This window comes from Vreelandella rituensis (assembly GCF_003336665.1).
GTDB classification, from domain to species: Bacteria; Pseudomonadota; Gammaproteobacteria; order Pseudomonadales; family Halomonadaceae; genus Vreelandella; species Vreelandella rituensis.
On the sequence record NZ_QPIJ01000002.1, the window covers coordinates 137,807 to 162,411 of the forward strand.

Here is a 24,605-nt window from a genome sequence, read left to right on the forward strand (position 1 = left end):
CCGCGTTCAGCTCTCATGTTCAGAACTGATCCGGCAGCCAGGTCGCTAACTGTGGCATGAATGCCAGCGCAGTCAACATGGCAAGTTGCAATACGATGAACGGAATGACGCCGCGATAGATGGCCGAGGTCGGTACCGATTCAGGCGCAACCCCGCGCAAGTAGAACAGGGCAAACCCGAAGGGCGGGGTAAGAAAGGATGTTTGAAGGTTGATCGCGATCATGATGCCCAGCCAGATCGGATCCACCCCCATGGCCAGCAGGATAGGACCGACAATCGGCACCACCACGAAAGTGATTTCGATAAAGTCGAGAATGAACCCAAGCAGGAAGATGACCAGCATGACAATAATCGTGGCACCGACCACACCGCCCGGCATGCCCTCGAACAGCCCGGTAACCAGCTCTTCACCGCCATATGCACGAAATACCAGCGAGAACAATGCCGCACCGATAAGAATCAGAAACACCATGGTGGTGACGTTGACGGTGGAACGCAGCACTTCCCCGAGCACTTTGAAACTCAAGCGCCGATAGGCAAGCGCGAGCATCAGGGCGCCGAAGGCACCCACGGCGGAGGCCTCGGTAGGCGTGGCGAAACCACCCAGAATCGAGCCCAGTACGGCGACGATCAACACGATCGGCGGCACCATGCCTTTCAACAACAGCAGCCCGATCCCCCCGGTATGGCCCAGCTCTTCCATCAGTTCTTTGCGGTCGGCGGGAGGAGCCGCTTCCGGTTTCCACCAGGAAATGAAGGCCACATAGGCGATGTAGAGTACGACCAGCAGCAAGCCGGGTACCAGAGCGCCCATGAACAGATCCCCCACGGAGACCGTCTTGGGGCTGAAGATTCCCATGGAAAGCTGGGCTTGCTGATACGCCGATGAGAGCACGTCACCCAGAAGCACCAAAGCGATGGACGGCGGGATAATCTGCCCCAGCGTACCCGTGGCACAAATGGTACCTGTGGCTAACGGCACGCTGTAACCACGCTTGAGCATGGTGGGCAGCGACATCAACCCCATGGTGACCACGGTAGCGCCAACGATGCCGGTAGAGGCTGCCAGCAGCATCCCCACCAGGGTCACGGAAATGCCCAGCCCGCCACGCATCGAGCCGAACAGCAGTGCCATGGCGTCAAGAAGCGTCTCGGCTACCTTGGATTTTTCCAGCAATACCCCCATCAGCACGAACAAGGGTACCGCCAGAAGCGTCTGGTTGGTCATGATGCCGTAGAGACGATTGGGAAAGGCCGAGAGATACCCCCCATCAAAGTGGGCGTCGACACCCATGGCTTCCAGCCCCATTCCCAGACCGGCAAAGGCCAGTGCCGTCCCTGCCAGGGATAGCGCCACCGGATAACCGAACATCAATACGATACAAATAACTGCAAAGAGCACCAGTGGCATGAATTCCAACATCAGATGCGCTCCTTGAGGTGGGGCTCTTGTTCAACGGTCAGAGGGACCAGGCGTCCTGTAAGAATCCACCAATGGCGCACCGCCTCGACCAGGCCTTGCAGGATCATCAAGCCGGCAAATGCAGGGATCAGCGTCTTGAGCAGAAAGACACCGGGGATGCCCCCGGAGTCCGGCGAGCCTTCAAAAATACGCCAGGAGCTACTCACATAACCCAGGCTGGTGAGAATCACGAATATCATGACCGGCATTAACAGAAAGAGCGTACCCAGGAGGTCCACCAGCGCTTGGCGCTTGGGACGCATGCCGCGATAGAAGATGTCCACGCGAACATGCCCATCGTGGCGCAGGGTATAGGCAGCCGCCAGCATGAAAACCACGGCATGCATGTACATGACGGATTCCTGCATGAAGATACTGTTCACACTGAACATGTAGCGCAATACCACAATCAGAAACTGCACCAGCATCATTGCCAGAACCAACCAGGAAAGGCTACGGCCCAACAGTTCGGAGCAACGATCCAGTTTGGCTATCACGGCAGGCAATTCACCGGAATAGGACGTGGTGGACATGGCGTTCTCGCTATGAAAGGGGGATGATATTGTAGGATTTATCTTCCAGAGTGCCAAAAAACGCCCAAAAGCGCACGCTAAATCAACCAACGCTGCCTATACGTTCGCGTCGCCTTCACCACAAGCTTATCGGTATAAAACCGTCAGTATGGAAACGTCGCTATGACGTTATTGTAATGCCAGGCGGCATTTCTCAGGCAGCGCAACATCCACCGCAATGGGCAAATGATCGGAAAACAGATGGTCAAGCACACGGACGTTAGTGGCTTGGAGCGATTGCGACAACAGGATGTGATCGAGCCCACGCCGCGGCTGCCAGGAAGGATAGCTCAACAGCGGCTTGACTGGATGCAAAGGAAAGGCGCTAGTGAAACGCTCATGAGCGTGCAGCTGATCCTGGGTACAGTTTAGATCCCCCATGACCACCACATGCCGCAACGGCTGGATAATCTCGCTCAGGTAATTCAACTGGCGTACACGGCCACGATGGCTAAGCGCCAGATGCGCAACGAAGATATGCAGCGCATCCGGCCCTTCGCCATAGCGAGCATGAATGGCTCCCCGCCCCGGTAAGGTGCCGGGCAGGCGATATTCTTCGATCCGGCTGGGCACCAAATGCGAGAGCAAGCCATTACTGTGCTGGGCGATGCGCCCCAGGTTGCGATTGAGTTGTTGGAAATGATGAGGAAACCCGGCGTGCGTGGCCAGATACTCCACCTGGTTGATTCGGCTTGAACGAAAGCTACCCCCATCTACCTCCTGTAACCCGACAATATCGAAATTTCCGAGCACGTCGCTCATCATCTCCAGTCGTTTTAACCGCTGGGGATGAGGCAGAAAGTGCTGCCAGCTGCGGGTGAGATAGTGGTGGTAGGCCGAGGTCTGAATGCCGACCTGAAGATTGAAGGTCAACAGACGCAAATTGCCGCCTTTCTGCAGCGGCAACCTGTTGCCCAGTCTGGACATTTACTCAGCACGCTCCGTGCGCACACGTTCGACCAGGGCACCCGCGATCTGCGGCATATTGTCCAGGCTACCGGCACTGCTGGGAGTGATCACGTAACGGCCGTCCACGATCAAGGCCGGTACGCCCATCAGGCGCATGTCGCGCATACGGCTATTGGCTTCATTGACGTGACGACGCACATTAAACGAGGTAAAAGCATCACGCGCCTCGTCTTCGCTGACGTCGTAATCACTGAAAAATTCAGCCACGTCATCGACTGCGGTCAAGCTCTGGCCGTCTTCATGAATGGCATGAAAGAAGTCTTCATGAACGGCGTCGAGAATTCCCAGTTCCTGAGCGGCATAGAATGCCTGGGCATGCTTGTTCCAATCGCCCCCCATGGTAGCGGGCAGCCGCTGGAAGGTGACGTCATCGGGCTGTTCGGCTACCCAGGCGTTAAGCGGATCTTCGAGGTTGTAGCAATGCGGGCAGCCATACCAGAAGGCTTCGGTGACTTCGATCTGACCTTCTTCGACCTGCGTTTCCACCGGTTTGTCGAGCACCGTGTAATGCTCGCCTTCGACCAACTGGGCGGCGTTGGCCAACGTGGAAAGGGTCAAACCAGCTACCGCTACCATTAGCGTCTTTAACATGTCATTGATTCTCCGTGGGAAAGCAACGTTACGACAGCACTTGCCGCGCCGGGTTCCTCAACCGTTTCGTAATGGCGCTGCTGAATCCGGCCATGGCCGGATTCGTCGATCAACCGCTGCGCTACCGGGCTGGATCAATTCAGGCTGTGAAGATCAATTCAGACCATGAAGATAGTTGGCCACGGCCTGCATGTCGGCATCGCTCATCTTCGAGGCAATGTCACGCATGATACGGTTCGGATCATTGGCACGCTCACCGGCAGCAAAATCTTTCAGAGTGGCGATAGTATACTGAGTGAACTGTCCGGAAAGTGCCGGATAGACGGCACTCCCAATGCCTTGGCCGGTCGGTGTATGACAGGCGGCACAGGCGGGGATGCCCTTGGCCATGTCACCGGCACGGAAAATCTCTTCGCCACGTGCCAATAACTCACCTTCATCCACGGCCTGGCCTACGTTGGGGTCTTTAGCGGAATAGTAAGCCGCAACGTCCCACGCATCCTGGTCGGAGTAGTTATCGACCAGACCGGCCATTTGAGCTACCACACGGTTGCCGTCACGGATGTCCATGATTTGCTTGGCGATATACGACATTTGTTGCCCCGCCAAGTGCGGGAAGGTAGGCACGGAGCTAAGACCTTCCTGACCGTGACAGGCTGCACAGGTTTGCGCTTTTTCCCGACCCGCCGCCGCATCCGCGTCAGCTTGAAGGTCGGCGTGAACGGTGCCGACGGCACCCATGGTAATTGCCAGGCTTGCCAGTAACTTTCTCATTGCTGTTCCACTATGCCGTTAGGTTATTGACTGCTACGCATCCTGGGCGCCGCCCGGTCTTATCAACATTACCAAGCTGAGCCGCCCCTGTGCCACGGTGGCGAACAAGGCGTTGGTTGGTCGCTGCCGGCCAGAGCGCGATGGTACACTAACGCCACAGGTCGCAGATACAAAACACTTGCATTATACCGAATCACCTAGGCGGCGGGAATGCAACTCCCGACCTGCTTTAGGGGTAGATTCACCACTTTGCATCCAAATCGCTGTTTCAAGGAGTGATTTGCGTGCTATTGCCCTTGCGGTTTTGTCATTTTCAGGATCTTTCTACATGCCTACAAGCCCCCAGGACAACGCGCCTATCAAGCGCTTGAACTACCCTACTGCCAGCTTCATGACCAGCGCACCGACACTTGCCCAGTGCCCGTCCGACATAGGCGCTGAGGTGGCATTCGCCGGACGATCCAATGCCGGAAAGTCCAGCGCTATCAATGCCTTGACTCAGCAGAAAGGGCTCGCCCGCACCTCGCGCACGCCGGGGCGTACTCAGCTGATCAATTTCTTCAGCGTGGCCAACGACGAAGCCCTGCGCCTGGTCGACTTGCCCGGTTATGGTTACGCCCAGGTACCCGAGGCGGTCAAGCTCGAATGGCAACGCCACCTGTCCGAATACCTGCGCGAGCGATTCAGTCTGCGTGGTCTGGTGTTGCTGATGGATGTGCGTCACCCCTTGACCGAATTCGACCAAATGATGCTGGGCTGGGCCGACAAACGCGAAATGCCGGTACACATCTTGCTGACCAAATCGGACAAACTAAAGAACGGTCCCGCCAAGGCGGCGCTGCAGAAGGTTCGCTCACGCCTGCATGAATGGGAGGACCTGGTGTCGATTCAACTGTTCTCCTCGCTCAAGCGGGAAGGGGTGGATACCTTGTCGCAGCGCCTGGATCAGTGGTTGTCACCCCCGAACGAGACATAGGCGCAAGGCGCTCGATCAACGCCGGCAAATCACTTACGTGAGCCAGGCGGTGCACCCCGGATGGCAAGCGAAGTGGCGGCGCCTGAAGGGGAGCTATCCAGGCAACCTGCATTCCCAGCCGCTGGGCCGGCAACACATCGTCACACCAGGAATCTCCCACATGCAGCGCCGCTGAGGGCGCCACCCCCATCCGCGCCAGTGCCGCCAGAAAAGGCCTCGGATCAGGTTTTGGCGCCAACATTTCACCGGCAGCAATCATGACATTGAAGTGGCTTGCAAAGGGCAGCCGGGCCAGGTGGATATTGCCGTTGGTGATCGCCGCCAGCTTGAAGCGTTGCCCCAGGCAAGCCAGCAACGGCGCTACTTCCGGATGAGGCGTGACCTCCAGACGCAAACGGCGAAACTCATCCATGGCGGCGGCGGCCCACATGATCGCGCTGCTGCGTGGCAGTTTCAGAGTTTGTAGCTGCTCAGCCAAGGCCCGTTCACGCAGCCAGGTGAAGTCGCCACGCCGCAAGGCATGGGTTTGCGCCAGCTGTAAACGGCGGCTCTGATAATCGGCCAGCCCCAGGCGCTCGGCAAGTTGCAGGGGTTCGCCACCCTGCGTCTGCTGCCAAGCATCCAGACACTGGCTCAGCCAGGCGTAATGGCCATGTTCTGTGCGCTGCATCACCCCGCGGTTGTCCCACAATGTATCATCTAGGTCGAAGGTCAGCGCTTGCAATCGCTTCATGGTTTACTCCGCTCATGAGAAGGCGTTCAAGAAGGGCCTGATGGCGGCTCGGTGGTGCTATACACTGCCAAAGGCACAGGAAAACACAAGAGGGCAACCGCTTGAACGAAGACGGCTCACTTCCTATTTACAAGCATATCCACAGTGACATTCACGGCGCCATGGGTAATCCAGGCAATATCCAAGCACCCCTTCACAGAGCACGGGCGCTGTTTATCCGGCTACTGCTGGCGGTGCTGCTGACAAGCTCTCCCGGGGCATGGGCCGGTAATATCGAAGGCACCCTGGGGGCCGTAGGCTCGGACACCATGGCCGGGCTGATGCTGCGCTGGGGTGAAGCCCTGGTGACTCGCCACCCCGACGTTCGGCTGCAATTTCAAGCCAGCGGTTCCGCCAGCGCCCCGCCGGCGCTACTCGCCGGAACCACGCGGTTAGGGCCGATGTCACGCCGGATGACAGCCGAGGAACACCAGGCTTTCGAGAAGCGCTATGGTTATCCGCTGCTTGAACTGAAGGTAGCATTGGATGCCTTGGTGGTAGCGGTGCATCGTCACAATCCTTTGCGCCAGCTGAACCTGGCTCAGCTGGATGCCATCTTTTCCAGCACACGGGCATGTGGCGAACAGGCACCACTGAGACGCTGGCAAGCCTTTCCCGCCACCCTTGACTGGCCCTACGGCAAGATTGCCCTGCATGGCCGCAACCTGGCCTCCGGCACCTATGGGTTGTTTCGCCAACGGGTGCTATGCGGCGGCGAATTTCGCCGTGATATCAGCGAGTATCCCGGCTCCTCGGCGGTCATCGCCGCCGTGGGCGAATCTCCCGGTGCCATGGGCTATGCCGCCTACAATCATCTGACGCCGATGGTCCACCCACTCGGGATAGCCGAGCAGGATAGCCAAGCCGTCCTGCCTACCGAAGAAGCCATTCAGTCCGGCCGTTATCCGCTGTCGCGCTTTCTGTATCTTTACGTCAACCTACCGCCGAATGAGACACTGCCTGCTGCCGAGCGGGCCTTTATCGAACTGATTCTCTCCGACGAAGGGCAGCGTATTGCCCGAGCCGCTGGTTTTGTGCCTCTTTCCGCCCCTACACTCAAGGCGCAAGAACTCTCCGGGGATTAAGCTGTCACCCGGCTGTCATAAAATTGTCTTACGCTGGGTCAGCGTCCCTCTTGCTCACCCAGCGTTTCCACTTGTGAGTCTTCATTGATTTCACCATGACACCATCACCCGATACGCTCAATCAGCGCTTGCGCCTGGCCCGCGACCGCCTCGCTACCGGTTTGATCACCGCTGGCGGCATCGGTGTTCTGTTAGCGGTACTGGCGATCGCCGTGTTTCTGCTCTGGGAAACGCTGCCGCTGCTGCGTCTGGGCGACACCCTAGCCTTGGCCAAGCTGACCCCGCTGGCCTGGGGTACCCTGAAAGCCGCTTTCTACGCGCTGCTGTTCGCCGTGCCCCTAGCGCTGGGTGCGGCAATGTATTCGGCGCTGTTCATGTCCACCCGCCTGCGCCACCGGCTCAAACCCACGCTGGAAATGATGGAGGCCATTCCCGGTGTGGTGGTGGGGTTTATCGCTGGTCTGATCATCGCCCCCTGGGTTGAGCGTCACCTGGCCGGCACCTTGCTGCTGGTAATCGGCTTACCACTGAGCGCCCTGCTCGTGGGAGTGGCCTGGCATCACCTCGGCACTCGCCTGCAGCGCACGCTTCCCTTGAGCTGGGCGGGATTGTGGCTGGTGCCCTGGTTCGTCTTGATGATTGTCTTAATATTCTGGGTCACGCCCCAGCTGGAACAGTACCTGCCCGAAGGTGACTTGCGCCGTTTTCTGGATAAGCAGTGGGGCATCGACTATGCCACCCGCAATGCCATGATCGTGGGAGTGGCCATGGGCTTCGCTGTGATTCCAAGTATTTACGCCCTGGCCGAAGACGCCCTGGCCGACGTGCCTAAAAGCTTGCTCGAAGGCGCCCAGGCGCTAGGCGCCACCCGCTGGCAGGCGCTGTGGAAAGTGGCCTTGCCTACCGCCGGGCCTGGGCTATTTTCAGCAGTGATGATCGGGGCCGGGCGTGCGGTGGGCGAGACCATGATCGTCTTGATGGCCAGTGGCAATACCGCCCTGTTCAGTGCCAGTCCCTTTGAAGGCATGCGCTCGATTTCAGCGGCCATTGCCATTGAGTTACCTGAAGCCGCACCCGACAGCCTGACCTATCATTTATTGATTCTCGCCGCCCTGGCGTTGTTCGTGTTCACTTTCCTGGTCAATACCCTGGCGGAAGCGGTGCGTCAACGACTGAGACGTCGTTACCGGCGCCTGGAAGGCCATCCATGATCCAGCGCCTGGCAAAAAACCGTGATGAGGCCTGGCCATGGTTGAGCGCGGCGAGCGTTGCGCTTTCGCTGCTCATGCTGGCCGCATTGATGAGCTTGCTGGTGGTGCGCGGCCTGGGCCATTTCTGGCCGGCACCGATTGAAGAAGTCACGCTCGCCGATGGCCAGGTCATCGCCGGGCATGCGGTGCGCGAAGCTCCCCTGCCTGACCGCCCCGGCCATGAACGGCTGTATTACACCGCCAATCGCGACCTCGACGGTGCGCTCTGGCAATGGGTGGCGCTGGACGCCATTCAAACGCGTTCCACCCCGGCTGACCTGGTGCTTCTCGACCGCGCGTCCTGGGGAGATTTCGTCGGCCGACTGGTGGCCGTGGTGACGCCGAACGAGCGCTTGGAAGGCGAAGCTGCCTGGCAGGCGTTGCAGCAGCACCTGAACCAGAGAAACGCGGTAGCCAATGGCGCACCCTCCAGTGCCGCCTCCGGTGACAGCCATGTGCCTGGTGATACTTATCTGCCCGGAGATACTTATCTAATAGTGGAAAGCGTCGAGGGGCGTCGACGACAGCAACCCTTACATGACATTCATCGGGCCCAGCGCCCCAATGCCATGTCCATGGGTGAGAATATTCAGACTTGGGGCGGCGCTGTATGGCGTTTTCTCAGCCAGGGGCCGCGAGCGGCCAATACCGGCGGCGGCGTCTGGCCAGCCATTTTCGGTACCGTCCTGATGGTGTTGCTGATGTCACTTCTGGTGACCCCCTTCGGCGTGCTGGCAGCGATCTATCTCAATGAAATTGCGCATCAAGGACGCCTGACGCGGCTGGTGCGCATCGGGGTGCGTAATCTCGCCGGGGTCCCTTCGATCGTCTACGGTGTCTTCGGCCTGGGAGTATTCGTCTACGGCATCGGGGGAAGCCTCGATGAATGGTTCTTCAGCGACACCCTGCCCTCACCCACTTTCGGCACCGGGGGCTTGCTGTGGGCATCCTTGACCCTGGCGCTTCTGACCTTGCCGGTGGTGATCGTGGCGACGGAAGAAGGTCTGGCGCGAATTCCCGATGCCCAGCGCGAAGGGGCGCTGGCCCTGGGCGCCACCCGCCTGGAAATGCTCACCCGGATCGTGCTGCCGATGGCCGCCCCGGCCATGCTGACCGGGGTGATTCTCGCCGTGGCGCGCGCCGCCGGCGAGGTCGCGCCCCTGATGCTGGTAGGTGTCGCCAAACTGGCGCCCCAGATGCCGTTGGATGGTGAATTTCCCTATCTGCACCTGGAGCGCAAGTTTATGCACCTTGGCTACCATATCTTTGATACCGCCTTTCACGGCGAAGATGTCCAGGCTGCTTTGCCCTTGGTGTACGCCACGGCATTGCTTCTGGTGTTGATTGTGCTGGTGCTTAACCTGACTGCCATATTTCTGCGTCATCATCTCAGGCGCGAACGAGGAAACTGATGCAAGCGTCGTTACCGAAATCCGCTCCCGGCAGCTCCGCTTCCGACAGTGCTGCGGTCATGCATTTCGCCACGACCGAGAGTTGTCTGGATATCAATGATTTCAGTCTGGCCTACGCCGGCGTGCCCGCCTTGCAGCACTTATCACTGCAGGTACCGCGTCACCGGGTCACGGCGTTCATCGGACCTTCCGGCTGTGGCAAGTCGACCCTGTTGCGGGCCATCAACCGGCTGCACGACCTGAACGAGTCGGTGACTCTCAGCGGGAACATTCAATTGGAGGGCCGGGACATTCACGCCCCCCAGCTGAACGTGGCGGAATTGCGTCGACGGGTAGGAATGGTGTTCCAGAACCCCAATCCTTTTCCTATGTCGATTTATGAAAACGTCGCCTTTGGTCTGCGCCTGCAAGGCCGAATGCCCAAACGCAAACGCGATGACACTGTCGAATGGGCGCTGCAGTCAGCCGCGCTGTGGGAGGAGGTAAAGGATCGTCTGTACCGCTCTGCCTGGACCTTGTCGGGTGGGCAGCAGCAGCGTCTGGTCATCGCCCGTACCCTGGCGGTGCGCCCTGATGTACTGCTGCTGGATGAGCCGGCCTCGGCGCTCGACCCCATCTCGACGCTCAAGATCGAGGAGCTGATACGCAACCTGAAGTCGCAACTGACCCTGGTGCTGGTCACTCATAACATGCAGCAGGCAGCCCGGGTTTCGGACTACACGGCCTTTCTCCAAGGGGGGGAATTGGTGGAATACGGCCCCACCGATAGCGTGTTCACCAATCCGCGCCTGCAGCGCACCGAAAACTACATTACCGGCCGTATGGCGTAACCAGCGGCTAACACAGGCCACCGGCCCAGGAGAAATACAATGGATATCACCAGCGATACGCATAGCCAGCACATTTCCCGTCAGTTCAATCAGGAACTGGAAGAACTCAAGACCCATCTGATGGCCATGGGCGGCCTGGTGGAACAACAGGTACAGGAGGCAGTCAAGTCCCTTCTGGACAATGACTCTCGCCTGGCGGAGAAGATCCGTGACAACGACCGCCAGGTCAACGACCTTCAGATTCAGATTGACGATGAATGCACCCGGATACTGGCACGCCGCCAGCCGGCCGCCTCCGACCTGCGCCTGGTGGTGGCGGTGATTCGCGCCACCTCGGACCTTGAGCGTATCGGCGATGAAGCCAGCAAGATCGCCCGCAATGCCCTCAGCTTGAGCGAAGGCAACAGTCATGTGAAAGGCTTGGTGGAAGTCCGGCATATCAGCGAGCATGTGCGCAAGATGCTGCGCGATTCGCTCACCGCCTTCGCCCGCTTCGATACCGAACTGGCCATGCGGGTGGTACACGAAGACAAGCTGGTGGATGACGAGTACGGCAGCGCCATGCGCTCCTTGATGACCTTCATGATGGAGGACAGCCGTTCGATCAGCTCGGTGCTCAACGTCATGTGGGTGCTGCGCGCCCTGGAGCGGGTGGGTGACCACGCCAACAACCTGGCCGAATACGTGGTCTATCTGGTCAAGGGCCTGGATATTCGCCACACCGCTCCGGAAGAGCTCGATGAGAACATGCTGAAAAAGCCCTGACTTGAGGTTAAAAAAGCTTGAGGTTGAAACGATAAGATCGACGCCCGCCTGGCGCTAGCTACAGAAGATGCCTGGACACAGATTAGACAGAAGCCACAAGGCGCTTGGCGGGAAACACACAACGAAAGCGGGCTCCCTCGCCTGGGTGGGAGTCTATTTCCAGGTGCGCCTCATGGCGCAATAGCACATGCTTGACGATTGCCAGCCCCAGGCCGGTACCGCCGGTTTCAGTACTGCGTCCCTTATCCACACGGTAGAAGCGTTCGGTGAGGCGCGGAATATGCACCGGGTCGATGCCCTCCCCGTCATCCTCAACTTCAATGCAGGCGCCCCGAGGGTGAGTCTTCCAACGCAGGGTGATGTGGCTGCCTTCCGGGGTATAGCGCACGGCGTTGAAAGCCAGGTTGGAAACCGCGCTGCGAATTTCCTGTTCACTGCCCACCAGTTGCGCCTGGTACTCAAGCTCGATAGTCACTGCATGACGGTGACCGGAAAGTGCCAACGCATCGCGGCGGATGCCATCGAGCAACGTCTCCATGAGCAGCGGCCGATGATCTTCACCGCCCTGGTCGATCTCCAGGCGCGACAGCATCAATAGATCGTTGACCAGATTCTGCATACGGCTGGTTTGCGCCTGCATCTGTGAAAGACCGCGGCCCAGACGCGGCGGCATCTGTTCAGCCAGATCGCTGTAGGTTTCCAGATAACCGGAAAGTACCGTCAGGGGTGTGCGCAACTCGTGGGAGACATTGGCCACGAAATCGCGCCGCATCTGTTCCAGGCGATGCAGCCGGGTGATATCGCGAGCCATGAGCAGGCATTCGCCATCACCGTAAAGCGTCAGCTGGTATTCAAGGATGCGGCGCTCGTCGATGGGAGACGTCAAGGTCAGGGATTCGCGATAGTCTTGGGCCTTGAAGTAACTGACGAAGCGTGGGTCACGCAGCAGATTGGTGATGTGCTGGCCCCGGTCATGCGCGGCTTGCAACCCCAGCATGGCGCTGGCGGCACTGTTCCACCACTCCAGGTCACCATGGCGGTCGAGCATCACCACGCTGTCGCGCATGGCTTCCGAGGATTCCTGTATCCGTGCAAGTATCGCGCGTAGGCGTTGCTGGGTGACGCGCTGGCGTTTCTGATAACGGTAAAGCTGGTCGAACAGCTCACCCCACATCCCGGTCGCGGCAGGAGGTTCCTGCTCCGGGTATAACGTCATCCAGCGGTACAGGGCGCGCAATCGGCGCAAGTGATAAACCAGGCATATCGCCAAGCCCGCCGCAAGACCCAGCCCCGGCGTCACTATCAGCCAGCCGACCAGGGTTCCCAGCGTTGCCGACCATACCAGACGCCATAGCTCACGGCTCCACAATCGCACCCTAGCCTCTGGCCGAAAACCGGTAGCCGGTACCGCGCACGGTCTGAATCAAGTGCTGATGGGCATCGCCTAATGCCTTGCGCAAGCGACGGATATGCACGTCCACGGTGCGCTCCTCGACATAGACATTGCCTCCCCATACCTGATCCAGCAGCTGGCTACGGGTGTAGGCGCGTTCCTGGTGGGTCATGAAAAACTGCAACAGACGGTACTCGGTAGGCCCCATTTCCAGGGACTTGCCATGCGCACTGATGCGATGACTCATGGGGTCCAGCAGAAGGCCATCGATCTCGACGACCTCTTCGACACCGCGTGGCGTCGCTCTGCGCAGCACGGCCTTGAGCCTTGCCACCAGCTCGCGAGGGGAGAAAGGCTTGGTAATGTAATCGTCGGCCCCGGCTTCGAGACCCTGGATCTTGTTGTCCTCTTCACCCTTGGCGGTAAGCATGATGATGGGCAGCTCGGCGGTAGCTTCTTCACGTTTTAGCCGACGGGCAAGCTCGATACCACTGATGCCCGGCATCATCCAGTCCAGCAGCAGCAAATCCGGTTGATGATCCACAATCATGGCGTGGGCGTCCTGAGCATTGCTCGCTTCAAGCACATGGTAGTCAGCCATTTCCAGGGCAACCGCGATCATTTCGCGAATCGGCGCTTCATCATCGACAATCAGAACGGTCTTGGCGGTCATTATGGGCGGCCTCGTGATCGAACAATGACAGGTCAGTGACAATCACACCATGCCCTGATGACAATTCCATGACAAGAAGCGTTTTTCCCAAGCAGACGTTACGGTTTTTCGGGTTTCTGTTCAGGCGCGGCCGAGGTACGTTTGGCACGCGGATGGGCCGCATCGTAACTGGCCGCCAGGCTTTGCCAGTCCAGCCGGGTATAGACTTGCGTGGTAGCCAGATTGGCATGGCCGAGGAGTTCCTGCACCGCGCGCAAATCCTGGCTGGACTCGAGCAGATGGCTGGCGAAGGAATGACGCAATCGGTGCGGGTGCAAGTGCTCCGGCAAACCGCGGGCCACGGCCAGTTGCGCCAGACGTTTTTGAATCGCACGATGGCCCAGGCGAGCCCCGCGCACCCCGACGAACAGAGCGGTTTCGCCCTGGCCGGCAAGCAATGGGCGTTGCTCCTGCCACTGGCCCAGCGCCACCTGAGCACGCTGGCCCACCGGTATCTGGCGGGGCTTGCTTCCCTTGCCCATGACCCGTACCTGATGGCCATGAACGTCAGGCTCATCCAGAGCGGCAAGCTCCGCCAGGCGCAAGCCACTGGAATAGAACAGCTCAAGTATCGCCTGGTCGCGTAATGCCAACGGCGAGCCATCATGAGGGGTATCCAGAAACTGGCTGAGCTGGTCCACATCCAGTGGCCGCGGCAGGTGGCTGGGCTGGCGCGGCGTGCGCAATAGCGTTACCGGGTTATGCGCCAGTATCCCTTGCTTGACCAGGTAATCGGCAAAACGTGAGAGTGCCGCACGGCGTCGGGCCAAACTGCTGGGAGCCAGTCCCCGGCTACGTTCGCGTCCCAGAAAAGCCCGCAACAGGGCGGTATCCAGTGCTTCCGCGACATGCACATCACGGCTCATCGTGAAGGCTTGCAAGGCGCTGAGATCCTGTGAATAGGCTTTCAACGTGGCAGGGCTGGCATGGCGTCGCATCTGCGCCAGAAATGCCGTGATACTTCCCTCGAGCGGGGTATCAAGCATAAGGTCCCAGGCGCGTCAGCAAGCGGGCCATCACATCACCCAGATACTCGGTGAACAGGGTGTCCATGCTGGCGCAATAACTTGCCGGGTCGGGACTGGCGAGCAGCAGATACCCCAGCGGCTGCCCGGCGGAAAGTCGAGTGATGGCGCAAGAACCCGCCTTGCGCGGTGGTTTGGTATGCGGCAACAGGCATTTCCAGTCGCTGACACTTAACTTGGCGCAGCGGCTGGTACGTCCATCAAGCAGCGCGGTCAGGCGCTTGGTAGCATGCTGATCCAGCACCTGACGCGGTGGCTGGGGCGGAGCGGGTTCGTTATCGCTGAGTTCCGCCGGACACCAGAGCGCCATGGCCGGCGTTGCAAAACGCTCGCTGAGCTGGGTGGCCAAGGCCTGAGCCAGGGTGTCTCGATCTTCGGCTTCTACCAAGGCCAGCAAGGTTTCCCGCAGGCGCCGATACTGTGTTTCATTGTGGCGCGCGGTTTCCAGCAGGTGTTCCAACCGGCTTTCGGCATGCTCGGCACGCCGGCGCAGGTCGAGCACCAGACGTTCCAATAGCGAGATCGCACCCTGGGTATCCGGATGAGGAACCTTGAGCTGCTGCAGCAACCCTTCACGCCCGATAAAAAAGTCCGGATGACGCGCCAGCCAGAAGGCTACCTGATCGGGGTCGAGGGTTTTGCGCGGCTCGGGGGCTGAAGACATCACCTTACTCCTGTTTACGCTATCGCGACGGTTTGCGCTTGGCCGCGTCAGCTTAACGCGACGCGGCCATCAAACACACGTGTTGCCGGGCCGACCATAATCAACGCAGCTTCCGGGTCCGGCCATTCGATCATCAAGTCACCACCCGGCAGCGTTACCTTAACCGGGCTTTTCAATAGCCCTTGGCGAATTCCGCTGGCAACGGCGGCACAGGCGCCGGTACCGCAGGCCAAGGTCTCGCCGCTGCCACGCTCATAGACACGCAGACGAATCTCGCTGGGCGAGAGCACCTGCATGAAACCAACATTGACCCGCTGGGGAAAGCGCGGATGCGCTTCCACCAAGGGCCCCAGACGCTCCACCGGCGCAGTATCCACATCATCGACCTGGATCACCGCATGCGGATTGCCCATCGATACCACCCCCAGCTCAAGGGTCTCGTCGCCGACCGCCAGGCTATGCAACGGTTGGTCGCCCGGCGCATCGAACGGCAATGCCGAGGGCGTGAAGCGCGGTCGTCCCATGTCCACGCGCACCATACCGTCATGCTGCACCTTGAGAACCAGCGGGCCACCGGCGGTCTCGACCCGAATCTCATGCTTGTGGGTAAGACGTTGATCGCGCACGAAGCGGGCGAAACAGCGGGCTCCATTGCCGCAGTTTTCCACTTCACTGCCATCGGCATTGAAGATACGGTAGCGAAAATCCATTTCCGGGTCGCGAGGCGGCTCGACGATCAACAGCTGGTCGAAACCGATCCCCAGACGACGATCGGCAAGCTGTCGAATCTGCTCATTGCGCAGACGGGCGCGCTGAGTCACCAGATCGACCACCACGAAATCATTGCCCAGCCCGTGCATCTTGGTGAAATGCAGCAGCATCAAACGCTCCCTGCCGGTAGCAAGGTTTCGCCGGCCCACAAATCCGCCAGGCGCTCGCGAGCACGCACCACATGACACTCCATGCCATCCACCATAAGCTCCGCCGGGCGGGGGCGGCTGTTGTAATTCGAGGCCATCACAAAGCCATAGGCGCCCGCTGAACGTACCGCCAGAAGGTCCCCCGGAGCAATCGCAAGCTCACGCTCCTTGCCCAGGAAGTCCCCGGTTTCGCATACCGGTCCGACCACATCGTAAAGCGCCGACTCCCGGGCATGGCGCGTGTCCACCGGCACGATGGCCTGCCACGCCTGGTACAGCGCCGGGCGAATCATGTCGTTCATGCCAGCATCGATGATGGCGAAGTTCTTGGTCTCTCCGGGCTTGAGAAACTCGACCCGGGTCAGCAGCACCCCGGCGTTGGCGGCAATCGAGCGACCGGGCTCGAACAGCAGCGTCAGACGCTTGCCGCCCTCCCAGCGCGAAAGCCGCTCGAGCAAGGCGGTGGCGTAATCGAACGGCTGCGGCGGTCGTTCATCGCGATAGGTCACACCCAGGCCGCCCCCCAGATCCAGGTGGTCGATCTCGATCCCCTGGTCGCGCAGACGCTCAAGCAACACCAGCAGGCGTTCCAGGGCATCCAGAAAGGGTGCGGTTTCCGTCAACTGGGAGCCGATGTGGCAATCCAGCCCGACCACTTTCAGGTGCGCCATCCCCGCCGCCTGGGTATACACATCCAGGGCATCATCCACCGCAATGCCGAACTTGTTGTCCTTCAAGCCGGTGGAAATATAGGGATGGGTGCCGGCATCGACATCCGGATTGACGCGCAACGACACCGAGGCAACCTTGCCCAGGCGCTCAGCCACACGATTGAGGCGTTCAAGCTCAGGGCGCGATTCCACATTGAAGCACTTGATACCCACTTCCAGGGCACGGGCCATTTCCGCTTCCTGCTTGGCCACGCCGGAAAACACCACCTTGGCCGGGTCGCCGCCCGCCGCCAGGACGCGCTCGAGCTCGCCGACGGAAACGATATCGAACCCCGCCCCCAGCCGTGCCAGCAGCCCCAGCACCGCCAGGTTGGAATTGGCCTTTACCGCATAGCAGATCAAATGCGAATGGCTGCCCAAGGCTTCGGTGTAGGCACGAAAATGCCGTTCAAGCGTGGCCTTGGAATACACATAGCACGGCGTGCCATGCTCGGCGGCAATGCGGGAAAGGGGTACCTCTTCGGCATACAGCACGCCGTCGCGATAATTGAAATAATCCATTCAGGTCTCCTGCTCGACCGCTGGCGAGGTGGATGGCGCTTGCTCGGGCTGCGCTGGTGAAGTCGGCTCTTGTGACGACTGCTCTGGAGATGGCAAGTACAACGGCCCTTTCTGGCCGCAGCCGGCCAGCAGTATTGCCACGGCGAATATTACCAAGCCGCTGACAACACGCATCACATCGCGTCCTTGAGCACGCTCACTGCATCACGCGCACGCTGCGCCGCTGCCCGCACCTGATTGGGAGCGGTGCCACCGATATGGTTACGCGCCGCGACCGAGCCTTCTAGGGTCAAGACCTCGAAGACATCCTCTTCGATGATGTCGGAGAACTGCTTGAGCTCAGTGAGGCTCATCTCGGAAAGGTCTTTTTCTTCGCGTAACCCGAACGCGACCGACTGGCCGACGATCTCATGGGCATCGCGGAACGCCACGCCCTTGCGCACCAGGTAATCGGCGAGGTCGGTGGCGGTAGAGAACCCCTTGAGCGCCGCGACCTCCATGTTGGCCTTTTTGGGTTCGATGGCGGGCACCATGTCGGCAAAGGCTTTCAGGCAGTCGCGCACGGTGTCGACGGCGTCAAACAGCGGCTCCTTGTCTTCCTGATTGTCCTTGTTGTAGGCCAGCGGCTGGGATTTCATCAGCGTCAGCAAAGCCATCAAGTGGCCGTAGACACGTCCGGTCTTGCCGCGCACCAATTCCGGCACATCGGGATTCTTCTTTTGCGGCATGATCGAAGAGCCGGTGCAGAAACGATCCGGCAAATCGATGAAATCGAATTGGGCACTGGTCCACAGCACCAGTTCTTCGCTCATGCGCGACAGGTGCATCAGCAGAATGCTGGCGAAGCTGGTGAATTCGATCGCGAAATCGCGATCCGACACCGCATCCAGGGAGTTCTCCGCCGGGCGCGAAAAGCCCAGCAATTCCGCGGTAATGTGGCGGTCGATCGGGTAGGTGGTGCCGGCCAGGGCGGCAGCGCCCAGGGGCATCACATTGACTCGCTTGCGGCAATCGAGCAGGCGTTCGTGGTCGCGGGCCAGCATTTCCTGCCAAGCCAGCAGATGATGGCCAAAGGTAACCGGCTGGGCGGTCTGGAGGTGAGTGAAGCCGGGCATGATGGTCTCGGCTTCGCGGTCGGCGAGCTCGATCATGCCTTCACGCAGACGCACCAGCTCGACTTCGATCACATCGATTTCGTCACGCAGGAACAAGCGAATATCGGTGGCTACCTGGTCGTTACGTGAGCGCCCGGTGTGCAGCTTCTTGCCGGTAATGCCGATCTTGTCGGTCAACCGCGCCTCGATGTTCATGTGAACGTCTTCCAGCGGCACCGACCACTGGAACTCGCCGCGCTCGATCTCGGCGGCGATCTCGTTGAGACCTTCAACGATGGCGTTACGCTCTTCGTCACTCAGCACACCGACGCGGGCCAGCATGGTGGCGTGGGCGACCGAGCCTCGAATATCCTGGCGTGCCAGGCGCTGGTCGAAGGTGACCGAGGCAGTAAAACGTTCGACAAACGCATCGGTGGGCTCGCTGAAGCGACCGCCCCAGGACTGGTTAGTGGCTTGGCTCATCTGGCGGATATCCTGCAAACAATGAAGTCGAAAACACACATGAAAAATAATCACGAAAAATGATCATGGAGATTGCCGGAAAGTGTACCAGAGTCACCCCCTCTCGCGGCACGCCGTTTTACTCACCCCACAGCCATCGCACGGCGGGGAACCTTGCTAACTATTTTTACGACTATTTTTACTGTGTGGCCGGGTGCTTTATGATGAGGCCTATCACAGGTTGATTGGCCGTGTCAGCGGCAAAGGGAGAATCACGTGCAAACCATTACCAAGCTACGCATTGCCACGCGTAAAAGCCAACTTGCCATGTGGCAGGCTGAATACGTTCGTGACCGCTTGATGGCGGCCAACCCGGGGCTTGAGGTGGAGCTGGTTCCCCTTTCCACCCGAGGCGACAAGATTCTGGATACACCGCTTTCCAAAATCGGCGGGAAGGCCTTGTTCGTCAAGGAGTTGGAAGAAGCGATGCTCGACGGTCGTGCCGACATCGCGGTGCACTCCATGAAAGACGTGCCCATGCACTTTCCCGAGGGTCTGGGGCTCTCGGTGATCCTGGAAGGTGCCGACCCCACCGATGCGTTCGTTTCCAACCACTACGCCAGCCTGGATGAGCTGCCGGAAGGCGCCCGCGTGGGTACCGCCAGCCTGCGGCGTGGACTACAGATGCGCGAAGCCCGCCCGGATCTGGAGATCCTGAATTTACGCGGTAACGTCCAGACTCGCCTGGGCAAGCTCGATGCTGGTGAGTTCGAGGCGATCATTCTGGCCACCTCCGGCTTGAAGCGCCTGGGACTTGAGGAACGCATCGCCCTGGCGCTCCCGCCGGAAGTCTGCTTGCCCGCCTGCGGCCAAGGGGCGCTGGGCATCGAGTGTCGCCTGCACGATCCCGAGCTGATCCATTTGTTGGCACCGCTGGATGACCCGGACACCGCGACCCGCGTGCGTGCCGAACGTGCCATGAACACCCGCCTGGAAGGCGGCTGCCAGGTTCCCATCGGGGGTCACGCCATCATCGAGGCCGACAATGTGACCCTGTGGTTACGCGGCTTGGTGGGCAACCCGGACGGCACCCAAGTGCTGCGTGCCGAAGGCCGTGGTTCGATGCACGAACCTGAAGCCCTGGGCATTCGCGTTGCCGAAGAGCTGCTTGACCTGGGCGCCGGCGAGATACTCGCTGAGGTCTACGGCGCCAGCGAATGAGTGCACCGGTGTTGATCTGCCGCCCGGGTGAGCGCGGTGAGGTATTGGCTGACGCCATTATCGCGCAGGGCTTCGAGGTTGAACGCCTTGAGGCGATGACCCTGGAAGCCCTGCCCGACCCCCCCGCCTTGCGTACTACCTGGCTAAACATCGACAATTTTCATAAGGTTGTAGTGGTCAGTCCCTTTGCCGCCCAATGTCTGAGCGAGGCATTCGACCGTTACTGGCCACAGTTGCCGGTCGGGATCGACTACTATGCAGTAGGTAACGCTACAGCGGCCACGCTCCATGAAACTCTCGGCGTGGCGGTACATGTGCCGCCGCCTCAAGCCGGGGAAGACACCAGCGAAGCGCTGCTGGCGCTGGGGTCGCTGCAAGGGCTGGCTAACCAGCGCATCCTGCTGGTGGCGGGGGAAGGCGGCCGCGCCTTACTCGGCGAAACATTAGCCGAACGTGGTGCAAACGTGACGCGCCTGGCGGTCTATCGGCGCTGTTTCAAAGCACCGTCTATCGACTTGCAGCGGCGTCTTCAAGATGGAAATTATCAAGCGTTGGTCGTCACTAGCGGCGAATTGCTTGAACATCTGGCAAAATGGTGCGATCAGGCAGCCTTGAACCAACCGCTAATCGTTTCCAGTCGCCGTTTGGCTACACTGGCCGACACACTGGGCTTTCGTGCCCCCATGGTGGCGTCGGGAGCAACACCGAATGCACTGACAGCCGCGTTGGCTCGGGCCTGTAACCCGAAGGGTGCCGATGTCGATCCAGGAACTTAACAAGGGCTAGCGACAGAATGAGCAAACAACCAAACGAACAGGACGACGCAAAGAAGACGTCCGACGCCCGTAGCGAAAGCTCAGAGCCACGCGGGGATACCGCCAAGGCGTCACCCTCTTCTTCCGCCACGACCGATCCATCGGCTAGCGGCACCTCTTCCGCCCCTGAGCCAGGCAGCGAAAATGCTGCCAAAAGCGATACGGCCGCAAACAAAGGCCATTCATCGCGTAATCATCGCTCCCGGCGACGTAACCGGCCCGAGAGCAATGCTGATGCCAAGCCGGCGGAACACAGCGTCGAGCCGACGACACCCGGCGGCAAGCCTGCCTCGTCCTCTTCTGCCAGCGGTTCTTCCAGCAGTGGCTCTTCTACCAGCGGCCCGTCCGCTAACAGCGCAACCTCTGCGGCTACCGGTAGTGATAGCGACAAGAAGACCGCCAGCGCCAAGGGCGCCTCGACGCCACCACCGGCGTCCACCTCCTCCCAGGCCAGCAAGGGGGGCAGTGGCGGCAAGATCGGTGCTCTGGCCTTGGTGTTGGTCATTCTGTTGGCCATTATCCTGGCGTTTATCGCCTGGCAAGGGTGGCAGCGCCTTGAAACACAGCAACAACGCCTGGAAAGTGTGGCCCAGCAGGCCGAAGCCAGCGCTTCCATGCAGGCTTTGAACGAACTGGAAGCACGCCTGGAAAGCGGCGAAACCGAGCGCGACCAGGTGCTGAACAGCGCCGTCGAGGAACTACGTGACGATTTCGCCAGCTACCGCAGTAACGTCAATGACACACTGGATCAAGTGTTGGATGAGCTTTCCAGCGAACAGGACACTGACGAGCGCGAGTGGCTGCATGCCGAAGCCGCTTACTTGTTACGCCTGGCCAACCAGCGCCTGCAGCTCGAACGTGACGTCGAAGGTGCTGCCGCCTTGCTGCGCACCGCTGACGCACGCCTGCAAGAAGCCGACAACCCGGCACTGACCCCGGTTCGCCGCGAAATCGCCAATGAACTGGCTGCTCTGGAAGCCGTACCCGAGCTGGACCGCACCGGTGTCTATCTCGCTCTCAACGCCCAGCAGGAACGCATCGCCAAGTTGCGGCTTTCCCAGGAAATCGAAGAGCCGGCGGTGACTGCCGAACAACGGATCGAGGAGCCGCCTGAAGGGTCTTTCCAGCGCCAGCTGGCCCGCTTCGGTGCCGAGCTGAAAGATCTGGTGGTGATTCGTCATCACGATGAAGCGCTGGAAGCCTTGATCACCCCGGAACAGGAATCCTACCTGCGCCAGAGCCTGCGCCTGGTTCTCGAACAATCGCAGCTGGCCCTGCTCAAGGAAGAACAGGAACTGTTCGAAGCCAGCATCGACAAGGCCCTTCAGTTGCTCAATGGCTACTATGACACCAGCCGCAGCGAAACCCAGGCAGTGATCGATCGTCTTGAGGAACTCAAGCAGACACAAATTCAGCCGGAACTGCCGGACATCAGCGCGTCTCAGCAAGCGTTGGCGCGTTTCATCGAGCGCAGGTTCCAGTCGCGCAGCGATGATGGAGGTGATGCATGAGAAAACTGCTACTGCTGGTAGTCCTCGGCCTGGCGGTGGGGGCCCTGTTCGGGCATCTCATGATGTCAGTACCCGGCTACTGGCTGATCCGTATTGGCGATACCTCAATGCAGACCTCGTTCTGGTTCGGCCTGGTACTGCTGCTGGGTGCCTTCATCGTCTTGCACTTCGCCTTGCGCCTGCTGGGCGCTCTGATTCGGCCGGTCGGCCGCTTCAAGCGCTGGAACACGCGTGCACGCAATCATCGGGCGATGAAAAAGACCGTACACGGTTTGGTGGCACTGACCGAAGGGCGCTGGAAACGGGCGGAAAAATCCTTGGTCAAGTCGGCTGATGATTCCAGCACGCCATTAGTCAACTACCTCTCCGCCGCCCTGGCCGCGCATTACCAGGGGCATTACGAAAAAGCCCAAGAGCATCTCAACCATGCCCAGTTGACCACGCCGGGCGCCGATACCGCCGTGGGCCTGATGCAGGCTCAGCTGATGATCGATCGTCAGCAACCCGAAGAGGCGCTGGCCATCCTGACTCGGCTGGACAAGAAGCTGACCAACCATCCCCAGGTACTCAAGCTGCTCAAGCAGGTGTATCTCAGCGTCAGTGACTGGGAAGGCTTGCGCCATCTGCTTCCCCGGCTCGCCGCTCAACGTCTGATTTCGCTGCAGGAACGCGAGCAACTGGAATACCGCGCCTACCGTGAACTGATCGTTTTCGAAGCGCAGAATCCCAGCGATATCGAGCGGGTTCGCAGCTTGTGGGCGGACATGCCCGATTATCTGCGTGCCAATAGCGAACTGATCATGCTCTACACCGAAGCGCTGGTGCGGGCGGGTGAAGAGCCGATTGCCGAGCGTTTGCTCAGCCATTCGCTGGATCAGCATTGGGACACACGCCTGGTAACCCGTTACGGCTTGATCAACGTGGATGCCGCCCGCCAGCTGGCAAAAGCGGAGAAATGGTTGCAGGAACGGCCCAACGACCCGGAACTGCTGTTGGCACTGGGGCGTTTGTCACTGCGTACCGGCCAATGGGGCAAGGCCCAGGAGTATTTCGAAGCCAGCCAGCGCCAGCGACCCAACGGCGTGGTATGTGCGGAATTGGCTCGCTTGTTCGCCAGCCTCGGCGAGCATCACAAGAGCCAGCTTTACTACCGTCACAGTGTGGAAATGCTGGCCAAATCGTTACCTTCGCTGCCCCAGCCAAGCGACGCCGAAGCGACCAAAGCCGACAAAGGCAAGGACAAGGAGACAGACAAGGACAAGCCGAAAAAGAGTGCTTGAAGGCGTGACTTCCGCCAAGGCGAAGGAACGGCCAAAAAAGCCCTACGGGGCCTTTAAGACGACTGACGAACCCCACTTCTTGTGGGGTTTCGTCGTTTTTGGGGCCCCCAAACGAATCACTTCACATCATAGTAGGATGCAAATACGGCATGATTCGGGCGGGTTTCAGGCAGCACATAGACGATACCATTCGAGTTCTTGAATGCGGTGCTTACCAAGGTTGTATAGAACGCTTTCGGCACATTGATGCAGCCATAGGATATCCGTTTGTCTTCTGCATGAGGTGACGCCAATCGTTCCTCCCGGCGCTCCCTAGGGGTGCCGGTGACGACCGGATGAAGGGAAATGGCGGTTTCATAATCTATCCAGAGTATCTCGCCACCCTTGAGGTTGCGTCCCAACGAGGCCACGAAGCGGCCCGCCGGCGTCGTGCGCTCTTCTGGAAGAATGCTCGCCAGAGCTCGCTCGCCAATGCCCGGCACCGAATCATCCCCCACCGCCATCCCCAGCAAGGCGGATGACTCCCCACGAAGTTGGCCTTCTGCATTGAACATGAAAACCTTGGCCTCTCGCTTGTCGATAATCATGAAGGGCATGGCGAGATTATCCTCCGAGTCGATAATCCAGTTAACGATGTCTTTCACTTGCTCTGATGCATGTTCAACGGTGAATCGTTGCGCTGAATCTGAGGCGTCATAGGAATTTGCCTGAGCAGCTTGAGGCGCGACAAAGGCAATTATCAGCCACCATAGACATAGGGTTTTCAATCGATTCAAGGGCATGTCTCCTGCGGCGATTTTCCAACGGTTAGGTTAGGT

The 24,605-nt window shown here is 59.7% G+C and carries 25 protein-coding genes; 10 read left to right on the forward strand and 15 right to left on the reverse strand.

Going from position 1 to position 24,605, the window contains the following annotated elements; translation table 11 throughout:
- Positions 1–19 precede the first annotated feature (19 nt).
- From DU506_RS02445 to DU506_RS02465, 5 genes are all read right to left on the reverse strand, one after another.
- A complete protein-coding gene (locus tag DU506_RS02445) occupies positions 20–1,423 on the reverse strand; it encodes a TRAP transporter large permease (RefSeq protein ID WP_114485366.1) in 1,404 nt (467 codons plus the stop codon).
- A complete protein-coding gene (locus tag DU506_RS02450) occupies positions 1,423–1,995 on the reverse strand; it encodes a TRAP transporter small permease subunit (RefSeq protein WP_114485367.1) in 573 nt (190 codons plus the stop codon). Before DU506_RS02450 ends, DU506_RS02445 begins: the two co-directional genes overlap by 1 nt.
- A 168-nt stretch (positions 1,996–2,163) precedes the next feature.
- A complete protein-coding gene (locus tag DU506_RS02455; protein WP_114485368.1) occupies positions 2,164–2,961 on the reverse strand; it encodes an endonuclease/exonuclease/phosphatase family protein in 798 nt (265 codons plus the stop codon).
- Positions 2,962–3,594: a thiol:disulfide interchange protein DsbA/DsbL gene (locus tag DU506_RS02460; RefSeq protein ID WP_114485369.1), complete on the reverse strand. Its 633-nt coding sequence runs from the start codon at positions 3,592–3,594 to the stop codon at positions 2,962–2,964.
- Between the two features lie 153 nt (positions 3,595–3,747).
- On the reverse strand, positions 3,748–4,368 hold the full coding sequence (locus DU506_RS02465) for a c-type cytochrome (RefSeq protein WP_114485370.1): 621 nt from the start codon (positions 4,366–4,368) through the stop codon (positions 3,748–3,750).
- Positions 4,369–4,696: 328 nt separating this feature from the next.
- On the opposite strand from DU506_RS02465, the gene yihA reads away from it, so the two are divergent.
- The gene (yihA, locus tag DU506_RS02470) at positions 4,697–5,344 is read left to right on the forward strand and encodes a ribosome biogenesis GTP-binding protein YihA/YsxC (RefSeq protein ID WP_114485371.1); all 648 of its coding nucleotides are present in this window, start codon (positions 4,697–4,699) and stop codon (positions 5,342–5,344) included.
- Here the strand turns inward: yihA and DU506_RS02475 are convergent.
- Complete coding sequence (locus DU506_RS02475) at positions 5,274–6,077, reverse strand: HAD family hydrolase (protein ID WP_114485372.1); 804 nt, start codon at positions 6,075–6,077, stop codon at positions 5,274–5,276. The genes yihA and DU506_RS02475 overlap by 71 nt on opposite strands.
- Before the next feature lie 161 nt (positions 6,078–6,238).
- Between DU506_RS02475 and DU506_RS02480 the strand changes: the two genes are divergently transcribed.
- From DU506_RS02480 to phoU, 5 genes are all read left to right on the forward strand, one after another.
- A complete protein-coding gene (locus DU506_RS02480; RefSeq protein ID WP_114485437.1) occupies positions 6,239–7,201 on the forward strand; it encodes a PstS family phosphate ABC transporter substrate-binding protein in 963 nt (320 codons plus the stop codon).
- A gap of 95 nt (positions 7,202–7,296) precedes the next feature.
- A complete protein-coding gene (locus DU506_RS02485) occupies positions 7,297–8,412 on the forward strand; it encodes an ABC transporter permease subunit (protein WP_114485373.1) in 1,116 nt (371 codons plus the stop codon).
- Positions 8,409–9,863: a phosphate ABC transporter permease PstA gene (pstA, locus tag DU506_RS02490; RefSeq protein ID WP_114485374.1), complete on the forward strand. Its 1,455-nt coding sequence runs from the start codon at positions 8,409–8,411 to the stop codon at positions 9,861–9,863. The genes DU506_RS02485 and pstA overlap by 4 nt, the downstream gene beginning before the upstream one ends.
- 59 nt (positions 9,864–9,922) lie before the next feature.
- Entirely contained in the window at positions 9,923–10,693 is a 771-nt protein-coding gene (gene pstB / locus DU506_RS02495; RefSeq protein ID WP_235825411.1) for a phosphate ABC transporter ATP-binding protein PstB, read from the forward strand.
- 39 nt (positions 10,694–10,732) lie between these two features.
- Positions 10,733–11,458: a phosphate signaling complex protein PhoU gene (gene phoU / locus DU506_RS02500; RefSeq protein ID WP_114485376.1), complete on the forward strand. Its 726-nt coding sequence runs from the start codon at positions 10,733–10,735 to the stop codon at positions 11,456–11,458.
- Between the two features lie 82 nt (positions 11,459–11,540).
- Here phoU and phoR read toward each other — a convergent pair whose 3' ends face one another.
- The 8 genes from phoR to argH all read right to left on the reverse strand — a co-directional run bounded on the left by phoR (position 11,541) and on the right by argH (position 18,981).
- Positions 11,541–12,833, reverse strand: coding sequence for a phosphate regulon sensor histidine kinase PhoR (gene phoR / locus DU506_RS02505; RefSeq protein WP_114485377.1), 1,293 nt, complete (start codon positions 12,831–12,833; stop codon positions 11,541–11,543).
- A gap of 1 nt (position 12,834) precedes the next feature.
- Positions 12,835–13,524 carry a phosphate regulon transcriptional regulator PhoB gene (gene phoB, locus DU506_RS02510; RefSeq protein WP_114485378.1) on the reverse strand — a complete coding sequence of 230 codons (690 nt, stop codon included), beginning with the start codon at positions 13,522–13,524 and terminating at the stop codon, positions 12,835–12,837.
- Between the two features lie 98 nt (positions 13,525–13,622).
- Positions 13,623–14,549 (reverse strand): tyrosine recombinase XerC, encoded by a 927-nt coding sequence (locus DU506_RS02515; RefSeq protein ID WP_114485379.1) that lies wholly within the window; start codon positions 14,547–14,549, stop codon positions 13,623–13,625.
- Positions 14,542–15,252 (reverse strand): DUF484 family protein, encoded by a 711-nt coding sequence (locus DU506_RS02520; RefSeq protein WP_114485380.1) that lies wholly within the window; start codon positions 15,250–15,252, stop codon positions 14,542–14,544. The genes DU506_RS02515 and DU506_RS02520 overlap by 8 nt, the downstream gene beginning before the upstream one ends.
- Positions 15,253–15,299: 47 nt before the next feature.
- Positions 15,300–16,133, reverse strand: a complete 834-nt coding sequence (gene dapF, locus DU506_RS02525; protein WP_114485381.1) for a diaminopimelate epimerase — start codon at positions 16,131–16,133, stop codon at positions 15,300–15,302.
- Complete coding sequence (gene lysA / locus DU506_RS02530) at positions 16,133–17,404, reverse strand: diaminopimelate decarboxylase (RefSeq protein ID WP_114485382.1); 1,272 nt, start codon at positions 17,402–17,404, stop codon at positions 16,133–16,135. The genes dapF and lysA overlap by 1 nt, the downstream gene beginning before the upstream one ends.
- Positions 17,405–17,578, reverse strand: a complete 174-nt coding sequence (lptM, locus tag DU506_RS02535) for an LPS translocon maturation chaperone LptM (protein ID WP_220254274.1) — start codon at positions 17,576–17,578, stop codon at positions 17,405–17,407.
- Complete coding sequence (argH, locus tag DU506_RS02540; RefSeq protein ID WP_114485384.1) at positions 17,578–18,981, reverse strand: argininosuccinate lyase; 1,404 nt, start codon at positions 18,979–18,981, stop codon at positions 17,578–17,580. Before argH ends, lptM begins: the two co-directional genes overlap by 1 nt.
- Positions 18,982–19,236: 255 nt before the next feature.
- Between argH and hemC the strand changes: the two genes are divergently transcribed.
- The 4 genes from hemC to DU506_RS02560 are packed head-to-tail and all read left to right on the forward strand — an operon-like array spanning position 19,237 to position 23,787.
- Positions 19,237–20,181, forward strand: a complete 945-nt coding sequence (hemC, locus tag DU506_RS02545; RefSeq protein WP_114485385.1) for a hydroxymethylbilane synthase — start codon at positions 19,237–19,239, stop codon at positions 20,179–20,181.
- Positions 20,178–20,957 carry a uroporphyrinogen-III synthase gene (locus tag DU506_RS02550; protein WP_114485386.1) on the forward strand — a complete coding sequence of 260 codons (780 nt, stop codon included), beginning with the start codon at positions 20,178–20,180 and terminating at the stop codon, positions 20,955–20,957. The genes hemC and DU506_RS02550 overlap by 4 nt, the downstream gene beginning before the upstream one ends.
- A 17-nt stretch (positions 20,958–20,974) precedes the next feature.
- Positions 20,975–22,507, forward strand: coding sequence for a uroporphyrinogen-III C-methyltransferase (locus tag DU506_RS02555; RefSeq protein ID WP_181870669.1), 1,533 nt, complete (start codon positions 20,975–20,977; stop codon positions 22,505–22,507).
- On the forward strand, positions 22,504–23,787 hold the full coding sequence (locus DU506_RS02560; RefSeq protein ID WP_114485387.1) for a heme biosynthesis HemY N-terminal domain-containing protein: 1,284 nt from the start codon (positions 22,504–22,506) through the stop codon (positions 23,785–23,787). Before DU506_RS02555 ends, DU506_RS02560 begins: the two co-directional genes overlap by 4 nt.
- A 116-nt stretch (positions 23,788–23,903) precedes the next feature.
- On the opposite strand, the gene DU506_RS02565 is transcribed toward DU506_RS02560, so the two are convergent.
- Positions 23,904–24,563 (reverse strand): hypothetical protein, encoded by a 660-nt coding sequence (locus DU506_RS02565; protein WP_220254275.1) that lies wholly within the window; start codon positions 24,561–24,563, stop codon positions 23,904–23,906.
- Between the last annotated feature and the right edge of the window lie 42 nt (positions 24,564–24,605).

Excerpts from the sequence above, each read along its gene's own strand:
- lptM (WP_220254274.1), bottom strand. The coding sequence starts at position 17,578 with ATGCGTGTTGTCAGCGGCTTGGTAATATTCGCCGTGGCAATACTGCTG.
- DU506_RS02475 (WP_114485372.1), bottom strand. The coding sequence starts at position 6,077 with ATGAAGCGATTGCAAGCGCTGACCTTCGACCTAGATGATACATTGTGG.
- DU506_RS02555 (WP_181870669.1), top strand. The coding sequence starts at position 20,975 with ATGAGCAAACAACCAAACGAACAGGACGACGCAAAGAAGACGTCCGAC.
- DU506_RS02465 (WP_114485370.1), bottom strand. The coding sequence starts at position 4,368 with ATGAGAAAGTTACTGGCAAGCCTGGCAATTACCATGGGTGCCGTCGGC.
- argH (WP_114485384.1), bottom strand. The coding sequence starts at position 18,981 with ATGAGCCAAGCCACTAACCAGTCCTGGGGCGGTCGCTTCAGCGAGCCC.
- DU506_RS02445 (WP_114485366.1), bottom strand. The coding sequence starts at position 1,423 with ATGTTGGAATTCATGCCACTGGTGCTCTTTGCAGTTATTTGTATCGTA.
- DU506_RS02485 (WP_114485373.1), top strand. The coding sequence starts at position 7,297 with ATGACACCATCACCCGATACGCTCAATCAGCGCTTGCGCCTGGCCCGC.
- DU506_RS02550 (WP_114485386.1), top strand. The coding sequence starts at position 20,178 with ATGAGTGCACCGGTGTTGATCTGCCGCCCGGGTGAGCGCGGTGAGGTA.
- dapF (WP_114485381.1), bottom strand. The coding sequence starts at position 16,133 with ATGCTGCTGCATTTCACCAAGATGCACGGGCTGGGCAATGATTTCGTG.
- DU506_RS02460 (WP_114485369.1), bottom strand. The coding sequence starts at position 3,594 with ATGTTAAAGACGCTAATGGTAGCGGTAGCTGGTTTGACCCTTTCCACG.
- pstB (WP_235825411.1), top strand. The coding sequence starts at position 9,923 with ATGCATTTCGCCACGACCGAGAGTTGTCTGGATATCAATGATTTCAGT.
- yihA (WP_114485371.1), top strand. The coding sequence starts at position 4,697 with ATGCCTACAAGCCCCCAGGACAACGCGCCTATCAAGCGCTTGAACTAC.
- lysA (WP_114485382.1), bottom strand. The coding sequence starts at position 17,404 with ATGGATTATTTCAATTATCGCGACGGCGTGCTGTATGCCGAAGAGGTA.
- pstA (WP_114485374.1), top strand. The coding sequence starts at position 8,409 with ATGATCCAGCGCCTGGCAAAAAACCGTGATGAGGCCTGGCCATGGTTG.
- DU506_RS02520 (WP_114485380.1), bottom strand. The coding sequence starts at position 15,252 with ATGTCTTCAGCCCCCGAGCCGCGCAAAACCCTCGACCCCGATCAGGTA.
- DU506_RS02480 (WP_114485437.1), top strand. The coding sequence starts at position 6,239 with ATGGGTAATCCAGGCAATATCCAAGCACCCCTTCACAGAGCACGGGCG.
- DU506_RS02515 (WP_114485379.1), bottom strand. The coding sequence starts at position 14,549 with ATGCTTGATACCCCGCTCGAGGGAAGTATCACGGCATTTCTGGCGCAG.
- phoB (WP_114485378.1), bottom strand. The coding sequence starts at position 13,524 with ATGACCGCCAAGACCGTTCTGATTGTCGATGATGAAGCGCCGATTCGC.
- DU506_RS02450 (WP_114485367.1), bottom strand. The coding sequence starts at position 1,995 with ATGTCCACCACGTCCTATTCCGGTGAATTGCCTGCCGTGATAGCCAAA.
- phoU (WP_114485376.1), top strand. The coding sequence starts at position 10,733 with ATGGATATCACCAGCGATACGCATAGCCAGCACATTTCCCGTCAGTTC.
- DU506_RS02455 (WP_114485368.1), bottom strand. The coding sequence starts at position 2,961 with ATGTCCAGACTGGGCAACAGGTTGCCGCTGCAGAAAGGCGGCAATTTG.
- DU506_RS02560 (WP_114485387.1), top strand. The coding sequence starts at position 22,504 with ATGAGAAAACTGCTACTGCTGGTAGTCCTCGGCCTGGCGGTGGGGGCC.